Origin of the sequence: Nonomuraea coxensis DSM 45129 (assembly GCF_019397265.1) — a bacterium.
GTDB lineage: Bacteria > Actinomycetota > Actinomycetes > Streptosporangiales > Streptosporangiaceae > Nonomuraea > Nonomuraea coxensis.
In genome coordinates, this window is sequence record NZ_CP068985.1 from 2,385,796 (window position 1) to 2,399,467 (window position 13,672).

General features: G+C 73.0%; 11 protein-coding genes. 5 read left to right on the forward strand and 6 right to left on the reverse strand.

Annotated elements, in window-relative coordinates; translation table 11 throughout:
* Positions 1-20: 20 nt before the first annotated feature.
* A complete protein-coding gene (locus tag Nocox_RS43680) occupies positions 21-1,268 on the reverse strand; it encodes a C39 family peptidase (RefSeq protein ID WP_020545319.1) in 1,248 nt (415 codons plus the stop codon).
* Between the two features lie 111 nt (positions 1,269-1,379).
* Between Nocox_RS43680 and Nocox_RS11400 the strand changes: the two genes are divergently transcribed.
* Positions 1,380-2,042, forward strand: coding sequence for an adenylate kinase family protein (locus Nocox_RS11400; RefSeq protein ID WP_020545320.1), 663 nt, complete (start codon positions 1,380-1,382; stop codon positions 2,040-2,042).
* 11 nt (positions 2,043-2,053) lie between these two features.
* On the opposite strand, the gene Nocox_RS11405 is transcribed toward Nocox_RS11400, so the two are convergent.
* The gene (locus Nocox_RS11405) at positions 2,054-2,923 is read right to left on the reverse strand and encodes a hypothetical protein (RefSeq protein ID WP_157383266.1); all 870 of its coding nucleotides are present in this window, start codon (positions 2,921-2,923) and stop codon (positions 2,054-2,056) included.
* Positions 2,924-3,038: 115 nt separating this feature from the next.
* Here Nocox_RS11405 and Nocox_RS11410 point away from each other — a divergent pair, with 115 nt between their 5' ends.
* Positions 3,039-3,269, forward strand: a complete 231-nt coding sequence (locus Nocox_RS11410) for a hypothetical protein (protein ID WP_157383267.1) — start codon at positions 3,039-3,041, stop codon at positions 3,267-3,269.
* A gap of 244 nt (positions 3,270-3,513) precedes the next feature.
* On the opposite strand, the gene Nocox_RS11415 is transcribed toward Nocox_RS11410, so the two are convergent.
* Positions 3,514-4,143, reverse strand: coding sequence for a TetR/AcrR family transcriptional regulator (locus tag Nocox_RS11415; RefSeq protein ID WP_020545323.1), 630 nt, complete (start codon positions 4,141-4,143; stop codon positions 3,514-3,516).
* Between the two features lie 154 nt (positions 4,144-4,297).
* Here Nocox_RS11415 and Nocox_RS11420 point away from each other — a divergent pair, with 154 nt between their 5' ends.
* A complete protein-coding gene (locus Nocox_RS11420; protein ID WP_020545324.1) occupies positions 4,298-5,800 on the forward strand; it encodes an aldehyde dehydrogenase family protein in 1,503 nt (500 codons plus the stop codon).
* Positions 5,801-5,907: 107 nt separating this feature from the next.
* On the opposite strand, the gene Nocox_RS11425 is transcribed toward Nocox_RS11420, so the two are convergent.
* Both Nocox_RS11425 and Nocox_RS11430 read right to left on the reverse strand, forming a co-directional pair.
* Positions 5,908-7,047, reverse strand: coding sequence for an acyl-CoA dehydrogenase family protein (locus Nocox_RS11425; protein ID WP_020545325.1), 1,140 nt, complete (start codon positions 7,045-7,047; stop codon positions 5,908-5,910).
* Complete coding sequence (locus Nocox_RS11430; RefSeq protein WP_020545326.1) at positions 7,044-10,448, reverse strand: indolepyruvate ferredoxin oxidoreductase family protein; 3,405 nt, start codon at positions 10,446-10,448, stop codon at positions 7,044-7,046. The genes Nocox_RS11425 and Nocox_RS11430 overlap by 4 nt, the downstream gene beginning before the upstream one ends.
* Before the next feature lie 161 nt (positions 10,449-10,609).
* Between Nocox_RS11430 and Nocox_RS11435 the strand changes: the two genes are divergently transcribed.
* Complete coding sequence (locus Nocox_RS11435; protein ID WP_020545327.1) at positions 10,610-11,071, forward strand: Lrp/AsnC family transcriptional regulator; 462 nt, start codon at positions 10,610-10,612, stop codon at positions 11,069-11,071.
* 5 nt (positions 11,072-11,076) lie between these two features.
* Here the strand turns inward: Nocox_RS11435 and Nocox_RS11440 are convergent, their stop codons facing one another.
* On the reverse strand, positions 11,077-12,168 hold the full coding sequence (locus tag Nocox_RS11440) for a DUF11 domain-containing protein (protein WP_026214798.1): 1,092 nt from the start codon (positions 12,166-12,168) through the stop codon (positions 11,077-11,079).
* Positions 12,169-12,933: 765 nt separating this feature from the next.
* Between Nocox_RS11440 and Nocox_RS11445 the strand changes: the two genes are divergently transcribed.
* Positions 12,934-13,653, forward strand: a complete 720-nt coding sequence (locus Nocox_RS11445) for a class I SAM-dependent methyltransferase (protein ID WP_020545328.1) — start codon at positions 12,934-12,936, stop codon at positions 13,651-13,653.
* Positions 13,654-13,672 lie beyond the last annotated feature (19 nt).

A 13,672-nucleotide genomic window follows, 5' to 3' on the forward strand; every position in this document is an offset into this window, starting at 1 on the left:
TCGACCTCTCCCGGGTCGGCTCACCAGTTGGCGGGCAGACCCGGCGTCGTGGCGGGCAGGGCGTGGCCCGCCGGGTGGATGACGTACGCGATGCCGCCGCTGCTGGAGCTGCGCAGCCACACGTTCTCGAAGTCGGCGCGCGGGTAGACGTGCCGCACCGCCGCGTTGCTGGAGGAGGCCGGGTCGTTGGCGATGACGTCGCCGGTCGCGGTGAAGCCGACGATCACCATGAGGTGGCCGTTGGTGCCGTAACCGGCGCCGGGCAGCTCGCTCTTCTTGAACGACTGCGAGGTGATGACCGGCACCCCCGCCTTGACGAGCCGCTCCAGCTCGGTCAGCGTACGCAGCCGGGTGACGAAGCCGTCCAGGCCGTAGCGGCCGGCGTAGGCGGTGTTGAACGGCCAGTTGCCCGCGCCTTGGTAGGCGTGGTCGTAGGTGTAGCGGGCCGCGTAGTCGACCTCGGGGTCGGGGTCGGACGGGTCCACCCACGCGGTGTCCTGCGCGCTCGGCCACTTGCCCCAGTAGCCGAGCACCATCGTGGTGGAGGTCGGGCTGCACCACGCCTCGCCGCCGCCGTCCCATTCGGGGTAGTGGCCGACGTGGACGTTCTGGGAGCGGCGCGGCACGTCGAGCTCGACGCCCCACGCGCCGCCGCCGGGGCTGACCGGCACCGTCTTGCGCTGGGGCACGTTGGACGCCATCGCCCCGGACGTGCGCACCCGCGGCGTGAGCGACGAGCCGGGCGTCCGGTAGAGCGTCAGCCGGAGCTGGTAGCCGCTCATCTGCTTGCCCGCCGCCGCGACCAGCGTGTCCACGGCCACGGTGGCGTCGTCGTCGCCCTGGCCCGACACGGACGTGCGGCGGATGTCACCCTCGGCGTAGGCCCAGCGGCCGAGGGAGTACCACTTGGTCAGCCCCTCGGCGTTCCTGGCGCGGGCCTCGACCTGGAGCCAGCTCCCCGGCGGCAGGTCGGCGGTCCAGGACGCGATCAGCTCCGTGGCGGGGAAGCCGATGGCCCGCTCGGGGCCGGTCCAGCGGGCGTACTCCCAGGTCTTGGTGCCGAGGGCGTCGGTGTAGGCGGTGGTGCCGGCGGGCGAGGCGAACGACAGCCCGTCGCCCGCGGCGGTGCCCTCGGCCGTGCCGGCGGTGAAGTCGGCCCGCTGGAAGACGACGTCGGTCTGGCCGGCCGCGGCCGGTTTCGCGGTCGCGGGCGGGGCGAAGGTCGTCACCACGAGGAGGGACGACAGGACCACGGTCAGCGCGCGCATGTACCCACCTTCTCGGGAGGCGTACGGTCGGCCCGACACTAGGCACGCGCCGCCCGCCGGTCATCCGGAAATCTACGTATCGCCGCGCACCGCCGCGTAGGGTCATGAGCCATGCGCAAGTACGTGATCATGGGTGTGCAGGGCAGCGGCAAGGGCACCCAGGCCGCGTTGCTGGCGAACGACCTCGACCTGACGCACATCAGCGTCGGCGACGTCTTCCGCTGGCACGTCAAGAACCACACCAAGCTCGGCGCCCAGGTCCGCCGCCTGGTCGCGGCCGGCGAGCTGGTGGGGGACGACCTGGTGGAGTCCGTCGTACGCGACCGGCTCCAGCTCCACGACTGGAACTTCGGCTTCGTCATCGACGGCTTCCCGCGCAACCGCCGCCAGGCGGAGTTCTTCCTGGAGAGCTACGACATCGACGGCGTCATCCACCTCGACCTGCCCGACGACGAGGTACGCCGCCGCGTGCTCGCCCGCCGGCTCTGCTCCCGCTGCGGCATGGACTACAACCTCATCGCCCACCGGCCCGAGGTCGAGGGGCGGTGCGACGTATGCGGCGGCGAACTCGTCACCCGGGCGGACGACACGCCGGACGCGCTGGCGCGCCGGCTACGCGACTACCACGAGAAGACGGACCCGGTGCTGGAGCTGTTCCGGCGCAAGGAGTACGTCATGACGGTGGACGCCCGCGCCGACAAGGTGACCGTCCAGCAGGCCATCCGCACCCGCTTCAACCTCCCCCCGTACGACCCGTCGCCCACCCCGGGCTGACCGCGCGCACCTCACCGACCGTCCCGGAGTTCGAGCTCGACGAGATACTCCGCACTGACCGCGCGCAGCCCGCCGCCGGCGACGGCCAGAGCCTCCTCACGGCTGAGCGCGTCCGAGTCGACCTGCACCAGCCGCCCGTCCACCCCGGCGACCATCACCTGCCTGCCACCCGTCTTCTTCTTCGTCAGCCATCGATCCGCCGCCGCCCGCTCGCAGGGCCCGAAGCGCGGCTCCCACGCCGCGCACGCCTCCCGCGGATCCCCGCCGCCGCTGACCTGGACGAACACGTCGGGCTCGTCCCCTTCGTCCCTCGCGTAGCCGAGCGTCAGGACCTCGTCGTCGATGGCCCCCACGTCCACCAGCACGCGCCCCGGCACCACCGCCGGCACCACCAGCGGGAGCGACTTCTCGTAGGCCGCGACGAGGTCCGCGCGCAGCCGCTGCCCCGATGCCTCCACACGCCGGTGCTCGACGGTCGCCGTCGTGACCACGCACCCGCACACCGCCACGGCCGCGACGACCCGCGGCAGGAGCGCCGCCGTACCCGCCAGCGCGGCGCCGCCCGCACAACTCACGACCGCCAGCACGACGAACCCGCCGAACGCCGGCCAAGGACCCGGGCTCGGCACGGCCAGCTCCACCGCGTTCTTCGCCACCACCAGCAACACGGCCGCGAGCATCGCCCCACGAACCGGCCGCGAGATCCTCATCCGCACGGCCAGCCACACCCCGACGGACCCCACCACCGCCACGGCCACGACCACCAGAGGCAGGACGGTGTACGTCTCGATGTCCTCCTCGTACAGCCTCGACACCGGATACCCGACCCCGGCCCCGACCACCAGCCCGACCCAGCCACCCCGAACCAGATCCCGCGTCATACGCCCACGATGCCACCCAACCGCCCCCAGAACGACCGAACCACCCAAAACAGCCCCGACCCAACCCCACTCCCCGGGCTTGCTACGGACGACGCGGCTTTCTACGTTGAGAGCCATGAGATCGACCATCGTGGAGATCCTCGCCCCCCAGCCTTCGAGCTGGTACAAGAACCCAGCCAGTACGGCCGCGAAAGGCGGCTGCAGCCAGCACGGAACCCCGCCCTGCCATGATCCGATCGTCGCCAGCGTGGTTCTCGCCAACGCCCTCAGCGAGAACATCCAGCTGGCCGTCTGCCGGCGAGGCCTCGACGACCTCAAGAAGGGCCAGGCCGGAGAACACACCTGATGAGCAAGGGGGCCGAACACGTCAGAGGCTACCTGGCCAGGTGGCGGCTCCTGCGGCGGGCAGCCTCGCCGTAACCCGCTGAGCCTCGGTCAGCCGTACTCCAGCCTCGGGCTTTCACGAGGCAGCCTCTCCCGGGACTTGATCGAGCGACCGGAGAGCTGCTCTGACCTGCACCGATGAGGGCTCGCGGGCGCGCCCGAGCTTCCGGCGGCAGCGCTCGGTCTTACGGGGAGACGGACGCCAATCACCCGCTCCTTCTTGTGGTCGTGGGGATGTCCACGCCTTCACCGGCAGTCGGCGATCCGCCCGTGGTGTGCGGATTCGGACGCAGACCGTCGAGCAGGATGCGGATCAGGGCGCCGGGGAAGTCCGGGCCGTTGTCGATGCCGGCGAGCGCGACGAGGCCGTCGAGGATCTGTCCGAGAGAGACGTCGTCGCGTACTTCCCCGCTGTGTTGCGCGGCGCGGAAAAGGGGTTCGCCGGCCGCGATGGTGCGGGAGCGGCTGGCGCGGAGCATGGGGGTGCCGTTGGCGGATTCGGAGAGGAGGACGGAGGCGAGAGGTCCTTTGCGGGCGCCGATGGCGTGGAAGCGCATGAGCCAGGCGAAGAAGGCCTCGCCGGGCGTGTCGCCACTGACGGATTCTGCGGCTCGGCACATGTCGTCGACGGTGTGACGGAAGAGTTCCTCAACCAGTTCGAGTCTGCCGGGGAAGTTGCGATAGAGCGTGGCCATGCCGACGCCGGCACGTCGGGCGATCTCGGCCATCGACGGTGCGGCACCGGGTTCGGCGAAGGCTTCGCGGGCGACCGCGATGATCTTCGACCGGTTGCGCTCGGCGTCGGCACGTCGGGCAGGGGCGGGCTCATCGCTCACGGCGGATGCTCCTTCCTTCGGCGTCCAGAACCTCAGCGTACCGGATACCCTTCTCACTTCCTCTTGCAAACGGATAGTCTGTCCGTTACGTTAACCGGACAGGCAATCCGATTAGGACGAATCTGCTGATCAGGACACCAGGAGAGGAACGACCATGACCGCAACGGTGAGCGTCCCGCCCGTCGCCGACATTGCCCGCCGCGACATCCCCGCGTTCGTACGGGCCGGGGAGCGGATGATGTGGATCGGAGGCCGGCAGGTCGCCGCAGTCTCCGGACGAACGCTGCCGAACACCGACCCGGCCACCGAGGAGACGCTGGCCAGCGTGCCGCGCGGCGAGGCAGCCGACGTCGACGCCGCGGTGAAGGCGGCGCGCGCGGCGTTCACCGATCCCGGCTGGGCGGACATGAGCCCCGACCGGCGCGGCCGGATCCTCCACCAGATCGCCGACGTCATCGAGGAGCACGCCGACGAACTGGCCACCATCGACTCGGTCAACATGGGCGCACCCCGCATGCTGACCGCACACATGCTGGCCGAGGCGAGTGAGGTCTTCCGCTACTACGCGGGCTGGCCTACCAAGCTGTCCGGCGTGAGTGTTCCCGCGGGCAAGGACCGCATGGCCTACACCCGCAAGGAGCCCCTCGGCGTCGTCGGCATCATCTGGGGCTGGAACGGACCGATGGGCCAACTGCCCGGCAAGCTCGCCCCGGCCCTGGCCGCCGGTAACACCGTCGTGCTCAAACCGGCCGAGACCGCCTCGCTCAGCACGCTGCGCCTGGCCGAACTGCTGGCCGGCACCGACCTGCCGGCCGGCGTCGTGAACGTCGTCACCGGCCTGGGCGCCGAGGCGGGCCAGGCGCTGGTCGCGCACCCCGGTGTCGCGAAGATCGCCTTCACCGGATCGACCGCGACCGGCAAGCTGGTCCAGCGCCAGGCCACCGACACGCTCAAGCGCACAACGCTCGAACTGGGTGGCAAGTCGCCGTCGGTCGTCTTCGCCGACGCCGACCTTGACGTCGCGGTCCGCGGCGTGGCGGCCGGCTTCCTGGGTAACGCGGGACAGGCCTGCGTCGCCGGATCACGGGTGTTCGTCGAGGAGAGCATCCGCGAGGAGTTCGTCGAGAAGCTGCTGAAGACGATGGAGGCGTTCACCCCGGGCGACCCGCTGACCCAGGGCACGCTGGTGGGACCGCTCTCCACCAAGGCGCAGTTCGACCGCGTCAGCTCCTACCTCGACATCGCCCGCGAGGAGGGCGCGAACGTGGTGACCGGCGGCGGGCGCTTCGGTGACCACGGATACTTCTTCGCCCCCACCCTCCTCGACGACGTCCGCCCCGGCATGCGCGTCGTCCGCGAGGAGATCTTCGGCCCCGTCGGCGTGATCACCACCTTCACCGGCATCGACGACGCCATCGCCCAGGCCAACGACACCGACTACGGACTGGCCGCCTCCGTCTGGACCACCAACCTCACCACCGCACACCGCATGGCCGCAGCCATCGAGGCCGGCACCGTCTGGATCAACACCTGGGCCGAGATGAGCACCGGCAACCTCCCCTTCGGCGGTTACAAGCAGTCCGGCCTGGGCCGCGAAGGCGGCCTCGAAGGACTCGACACCTACACCCAGGTCAAGACCGTCCGCATCGCGCTGTGACCACGTATCCGGCGATCGTGCGCCTGTGGGAGACCGTTGGACGGAGTTCGCGCCCTTCCTGGCCCACGACGTCGAGCTCCGCAAGGAGGGTTCTCGTATGGCAGGGGCTACTTGGCCAAGTGCCGGCTGATCACCAGGCGCTGGATCTGGTTGGTGCCCTCGAAGATCTGCATGATCTTGGCCTCGCGCATGTACCGCTCGACCCGGAACTCCCGCGTGTACCCGTACCCGCCGAACACCTGGACCGCGTCCGTCGTCACCTTCATCGCCGTGTCCGTGGCGACCAGTTTGGCGACGCTCGCCTGGCGGCTGTACGGGAGGCCGGCGTCGCGGCGGCGGGCGGCGTCCAGGTATGTGGCCCGCGCGCTGTCCACGCCGGCCGCCATGTCGGCGAGCAGGAAGCCCAGGCCCTGATGGTCGATGATCTTCTTGCCGAACGTGCGCCGCTCCTTGGCGTAGGCGACGGCCTCGTCGAGGGCGGCCTGGGCCAGGCCGGTCGCGCAGGCGGCGATGCCGAGCCGGCCGGAGTCGAGGGCGCTGAAGGCGATCTGCAGCCCCTGACCCTCCTCGCCGATCAGCCGGTCGGGCTCCAGGAGCACGCCGTCGTAGTGGGCGGCGGTGGTCGGTACGGCGTGCAGGCCCATCTTCTCCTCGGGCCGCCCGAACGTCAGGCCGTCGGCGCGGCCGGGCGCGAGGAAGCAGGAGATGCCACGCGAGCCCGTCCCGGTGCGGGCGAACAGCGCGTAGAAGTCGGCGATCCCGCCGTGCGTGATCCACGCCTTGTTGCCCGTCACCCGGTAGCCGTCCGGGACGCGTTCAGCCTTGCAGGCGAGCGCGCCGGCGTCCGAGCCGGCCTGTGGCTCCGACAGGCTGTAGCCGCCGATGATCCGCCCGGCCAGCATGTCGGGCAGCCATCGCGCCCGCTGCTCGGCGCTGCCGTACGTGGCGACCGGGAAGCAGGCCAGCGTGTGCACGCTGGTCGCGACCGCGACGGCCGCCCAGCGCATCGCCAGCTCCTCGATGACCTGGAGGTACACCTCGTACGGCTGGCCGCCGCCGCCCTGCTCCTCCGGGTACGGCAGCCCGAGCAGCCCCGCCTCGCCCAGCGTGGCGAACAGCCCCGCCGGGTAGGTCTCGGCGCGTTCGTGCTCGTCGACGCGGCGGGCGAGTTCCTTGTCGGCGATCTCGCGGGTCAGGTCGATGAGGTCCGCGGCGTCCTGGTTGGGCAGCAGGCGCTCGACTGTCACGCTTCCTCCTGTCTCGGGGCGGGTTCTTCCAGGCGGGCCAGTGCGGCGGCGGCGCGCTCGCGGAACTCGGCGACGCGGGCCAGCTTGATGTCCTCGTACCCGCGGATCAGCTCGGGCAGCGCGGCGAGCTCCGCGACGGCGGCGGCGGTGGCGGGGGTGAGCCGGTCGAGGGCGGCGCGCACCAGCTCGCGGTACTCGCCGACCAGTTCGCGCTCGACGCGCCTGACCTTGGCCCGCCCGAACACGTCGAACGCCGTCCCGCGCAGCACCCGCGCCGCCCGCAGCCCGCGGAACAGCGCCGGGGCGGAACGGCTCAGCTCGATCTTGCGCTTCATGCCCATCGCGCGCAGCACCGGCGGGTGCAGCAGCACTGACACCTTCGCGTCGGGGCCGTACTCGCGCTCGCGCCTGGCCCGCTCGGCGGGGTCGAGGTGGAGGCGGGCGACCTCGTACTCGTCCTTGTACGCCATCAGCTTGTGCAGCCCGCGGGCGTAGGCGAGGGCGATCGCCGTGCCCGCCTCCTCGCCGGCGCGCTCGACGGCCCGCTCGCCGATCCCGCGCACCTCGTCGGCGTACGAGCGGGCGTAAGCCGCGTTCTGGTAGCCGGTCAGGTCGGCGACGCGGACGGCCACCACCTCGTCCAGCTTCTCCACGGGCTCCTCGGCGGCCGGCAGCGCCGCCCGGCGGACGGTCTCGGGGTCGGCGACCGCGGCCCGGCCCCAGCGGAAGGCGGCGAGGTTCTGCTCGACCGCGGCCCGGTTGAGCGTGACGGCCCGTTCGATCGCCTCTGCGGACACCGGCAGCAGGCCCCGCTGGTACGCGGCGCCGAGCAGCAGCAGGTTCGCCGGCATGTGGTCGCCGAACAGCGCCTCGGCCAGCTCGTGCGCGTCCAGGCAGAAGACCTCGCGGGCGGCCTGCCGGACCCGGGCGACGGCGGTGGCGTGGCCCGGCACCGGCATGCGGCCGGTCACCATGGCGGCGGTGGGCACGACGGCGGTGTTGAGCACGGCGGCGGTACGGTCGGGGGCGGCCATGGCCAGGTTCGCGTCGGAGGCCGCGCCCAGCACGTCGAAGCCGATGAGCACGTCCACGAGGCCGCGCGAGGCGCGCACCGAGCCCTCGGGCGGGCGCGCGGAGATGCGTACGTCGCTCACCACCGGCCCGCCCTTCTGCGCCAGGCCCGTCTGCTCCAGCCCGGCCGCGTGCAGCCCGTCGAGGTGGGCGGCCATCTGCAGGATCTGCGAGACGGTGACGACGCCGGTGCCGCCGATGCCCGGCATCCTGATCAGCACGTCGCCGCGGGGCCGGTCCGGCTCTGGCGGCTCCACCGGCGGCGCGGGCGTCTTCCCCGCGGCGGGGCGGGTCCCCGGCTCCACCAGCAGGAACGACGGGCAGTCGCCCTTCAGGCAGCTCAGGTCGGAGTTGCAGGACGGCTGGTGGATGCGGGTCTTGCGGCCGTACTCGGTGTCGACGGGCTGTACGGACAGGCACGTGGACGCCTCGCCGCAGTCGCCGCAGCCCTCGCAGACCCGCTCGTTCACCACGACCTTGCGCGTGGGTGTGGGCAGTTTGCCGCGCTTGCGCAGCCGCCGCTCCTCGGCGGCGCACCGGTCGTCGTGGATGAGCACCGTCACCCCGTCGAGCGCCGCGAGCTCCCGCTCCGCCGCGGCCAGCTCGTCGCGGTGCCGGACGGAGGCGATGCCCGCCAGCCGCACCCCCTTGTACGTCTCCGGCTCCGGCGTCGTGACCACGATCCGGCGTACGCCCTCCAGCGCCAGCTCGTGCGTGAGCGCCGGCACGTCCAGCCGCCCCTCGGCGCGCTGGCCGCCGGTCATCGCGACGGCGTCGTTGTAGAGCAGTTTGTACGTCATCGTCACCCCGGCCGCCACGGCGGCCCTGATCGCGAGGGAGCCGGAGTGGTGGAAGGTGCCGTCGCCGAGGTTCTGCACGAAGTGCCGGTCCTCGGTGAACGGCGCCAGCCCGATCCACTGCGCCCCCTCGCCGCCCATCTGGGTGAGGCCGACCTGGGTGCCGCGCCCGTGCCCGTCCAGAGCGATCATGGCGTGGCAGCCGATGCCGACGCCGACCAGCGTGTCGTCGGCGGCGCGGGTGGAGGTGTTGTGGGGGCAGCCCGAGCAGAAGTACGGCGTGCGCGCCGCCACCAGCGGCAGCCGCGTCCCGGCGAGGCCCGCCTTGCGGACGGTGACGGCCTGCCGGGGCAGGCGGTCGGGGCCGACGCACTGGGCGATCGCCCCGGCGACGTCCTCGGCGCCCAGCGTGCCGCGCGCGGTCAGCAGGTCGCGGCCGGAGACCGCCGGAGGGCGCTCGGCGCCGTACAGGGCCTGCTTGACCTGCCCCTCCAGGAACGGGACCTTGTCCTCGACCACCAGCACCCGCTCCAGCCCGGCGGTCATGGCCGCCAGGTCGTCGTGGGCCAGCGGGAACGGCATCGCCAGCCGGATCAGCCGCAGCCCCAGGTCGTCCCTGGCCCGCTCGTCCAGGCCGAGGTCGGCGAGGGCGCGCAGCACCACCGCGTACGTGGTGCCGGAGGCCACGATGCCGAGCCGGGTCTGGTTCGCGCCCGACATGACCCGGTTGAGCCCGTGCTCGCGGGCGTAGGCGCGGGCCAGGTCGAGGCGGCGGGTGAGCATGTCGTGCTCGGCGTCCAGCGCGGCCGGGCCGAGCAGGAGGGGGGAGGGCCTGGCCGGTACGCGCTCCGGCGCCGGTACGCCCGCGCGCAGCGGGCCGAGGTCCACGGTGGCCGAGGCGTCGGCGATGTCCGCGACGATCTTCAGCCCCGTCCACAGGCCGGTCGCGCGGGACATGGCCACCGCGTGCAGCCCGAACTCGACGATCTCCGCGACCGAGCCGGGCGCGAGCAGCGGCAGCGACAGGCTCTGGCACATCGGCTCGCACGAGCTGGGCAGCGTCGAGGACTTGCAGCCGGGGTCGTCGCCGATCCAGGCCACGGCGCCGCCGAGCGGGGCGGTGCCCGCCACGTTGGCGTGCCGGAGGGCGTCGGCGGCGCGGTCGAGGCCGGGGTTCTTGCCGTACCAGAAGCCGGTGACGCCCTCGTGGCGGCGGCCGGGCACCTGGCCGAGCAGCTGGGTGCCGGCCACGGACGTGGCGGCCAGCTCCTCGTTCAGCCCCGGGCGGAAGACCACGCCGGCCTCGTCCAGGAAACGCGCGGCCCGTCCCATCTCCAGGTCCACGCCCCCCAGCGGCGAGCCCTGGTAGCCGGAGACGAACGCCCGCGTGTCCAGCCCGCGCTCCCGGTCCAGCCACCGCTGCTCCAGAGTCAGTCGGACCAGGGCCTGGATGCCCGAGATCAGCACGCGGCCGTCCCGCGCCGTGTACCTGTCGTCGAGCGACACCGGGGTGGGAGTCACGCTCGCGCCCACGCGCTACCTCCTGCTTGAACCGTTCCGCTGTGACGCCCAGCACAGCAAGCCGGGCTGGTATGCGCAAGTATTAGATGAGAAGGTGCGCCCAAGACGCAAACAATATGAGGATTCCGGCCCGCGAAGCGGGTCATCTTTGCGCCGTAGGGAGGGGATCGGGCATGCCTGAGGTGGACGAGATCGACCACCATGTGCTGCGGCTGCTCAGGGAGGACGGGCGCAGGACGTTCTCCGAGATGGCCGAGCTGGTCGGCCTGTCCGTCGCCGCCGTCAAACGGCGCGTCGACCGGCTGCGCGACCTGGGCGTCATCACCGGCTTCACCGTGCAGATCGACTACGCCAAACTCGGCTGGGGCATCGAGGCGTTCACCGAGCTGCGCTACCCGGGCACGACGCCGGTCAGCGAGATCGTCAGGACCGCGACCGAGGTGCCGGAGGTGGTGGCCGTCTTCACGATCGCCGGCGACCCGGACGCGCTGATCCACGTCCGCGTACGCGACCTCGGCCACCTGCAGCAGGTCATCGACCGGCTGCGCCGGGCCGGGGACGTGACGGGCACCAAGACGCTGCTGGTGCTGGGATCGTGGACGCGCGACGCCCTGGCGCCGCCTCGCACCCGCTGACGACCTCAGCGGGCCCTTCCCGCGCGCTCGCGCCTGCTGAGGAAACGTACCAGCAGGCCGACCGCGAGCAGGAGCGGGACGCCGAGCGCCAGCATCCACAACGACACGCCCGTCACCGGGAGGCCGTACGCGGCCACCTCGCCGGCCGTCCGCGGCTCCTCCGCCACGCCGTCGCCCTCCCCGCCGGAGTCCTTCGCGTCGGCGTCCTCGGCGGCGGGCGCGAAGGACTCGTTCGCGGGCTGCGCCGGCTCGTCGTACGGGGCCTCCGCGGGCGGCTCCCCGCGGTCCGCAGGCGGCCGGTCCTGGCCGCCGGGCGGGGGCGGGAACTCCGCGGGAGCGGGCGAGGGCTCCACCTGGGTGGTGGACGCGCAGGAGCGGTTGTCGGCGAGGTCACGGTCGCGGCCCGCCGTCCGGACCGTCGCGCAGTTCTCGAACGGGACGGAGGAGGCGGGGGCGATGGCGAGTGTGAGCGTACGCACCTCGCCGGGGGCCAGATCGCCCAGGTCACAGGCCACGGTACGGCCGCTGCCGGGACACTCGGCGGCCGGGCGGTCGGTGACCGTGGCCCCAGCGCCCCGGTCGCGGCTCCGTACCGTGACGCCCGCCGCCCGGGCCGGGCCGTGGTTCGTGACGGTGAGCAGGTAGCCGATGACGTCGCCGGCGTTCACCACGGGCGGGGCGGCCATGACGAGCTCCACGTCGGCGAACGCCCGTACCGGGGCGGTGAGCAGCGCGGCGTCCGCCGCCTCCGCCGTCTCCGTGCCGTCCGCCTCCGCCGGGGAGGCCGTGGCCTCGGCGCGGGCGGAGACCTCGGCGCCGTCCTGGAGCGACGGGTCCACGGTGACCGGCAGGTCGTAGGTCACGTCCTGGCCGGGGAGGAGTGTCGTACCTGGTCCGCCGCAGGTGACGGCCCGGCCGGCCGCGCGTGCGCACCCGTCGGGAAGCCCGGCCACGTCCAGGGTGAGGGCGGGGTCCAGCGTGTCGGTGACGGTGACGTCCTGGGCGTCGGCGAGGCCGGCGTTGGTGACGGTCACCCGCAGCGTGGCCCGCTCACCGACCGGCAGCGTCCCAGGGACCGCCTCCTGCCGGACCCGCAACCGGACCTCACGCTCAGCCCCTGTCCCGTCAGCCCCTGTCCCGCCCGGCTGCGGCCCGCCGGGCTGCGCTCCCCGCGCTTCCCCCGTCTGCTGACCGCCCGGCTGCTGACCGCCCGGCTGTGGTCCGCTGGGCTGTCGCCCGCCCGGCCCCGGCTCGCGGGACGGATCGTCCCTCTCGTCAGGCTCTCCCGCGGACCTCGGCCCGAGCCACTCAGCCAGCGCCCCTGACCGCCACTCGCCCCGCCCCGGCCGATCCACCCGCGCTCCCTCGCCCGCACCGCCAGGGGAACCGGGAGCACGCCGGTCCCGGCCCACGGCGGAGCCCGCCGCCGGAGCGGTCGAGCCCACCAAGGGACCGGCCGAGCCCGTCACCGAAGCGGCCGAGCCCGTCACCGAAGCGGCCGAGCCCGTCACCGGAGCGACCGTGCCCGTCACCGGAGCGGCCGAGGTCGTCGCGGGAGCGGCTACGGCCGGACCGCCGCCGCTCAGGCCCGTCGCTCCCGGCCGGCCCGTCCGGTCACCCCAGTCGCCGCCCCCGGCCCCCAGCACTGCGAACGCGACGACCGCCGCGATCCCCGGCATGCCCATTCCGTCCCGTCCCCCCGCGCGAACGTGGCGTACGTGCCCGACCCGCTGGCGATCCTCCTCCCGCCGCCCCCCCCCCCCCCCCCGCCGCGACCCGATCCGTGCCCCGCCATGAACCACTCTTTGCCCAGCGTGAACAACCCTGGCCCGCCCCTCGGAGCCGGACATACCGTCGTACGCATGTCACCCAGCCCGGCCCGCTACGACGCCGTCGCCGACTTCTACGTGTCCGGCTGGCCGGACAGCATCGACGACCCGGCCTCTCTCCGCCTGCTCTCCCTCGCGGAGCCGATCGCCGGCCGCCGGATCCTCGACCTCGCCTGCGGCCACGGCCGCATCACCCGCGAACTGGCCCGCCGCCGCGCCATCGTCACCGGCGTGGACATCTCCGGGGCCCTGCTCGCCAGGGCCCGCCTGGCGGAACGCGAATCCGCTCTGGGCGTCACCTACGTCCACGCCGACGTCACGGCGCCGGAGCAACCTTGGCTGTCCATGTCCCCGTACGACGTCGTGACCTGCAACTTCGGCCTCTCCGACATCGACGACCTCGACGCCGCCGTCACGGCGGCCGCCCGCGCCCTGCGCCCCGGGGGAACGTTCGTCTGCTCGATCCTGCACCCCTGCTTCCCCGGCGGCCACCACGTCTCGGGTTCCTGGCCCGAAGGGGGCCGCTACCACGACGAGGGCTGGTGGCGGGCGGACGCCGAGCTCTCCTCACTCCGTCGCCAGGTCGGCGCCAACCACCGGACGCTGTCCACCTACCTCAACACGTTCCGCCGCCACGGACTGCGACTGGACGTCCTCGCCGAGCCCGAGCCGCCCGAGGACTGGACCGCCGGACGCCAGGACGCCGCCCGGCACCCGGTCTTCCTCGTCGCCAGGTGCGTCAAGGACGGCTGACGGCGACGGCCGCTCCCGT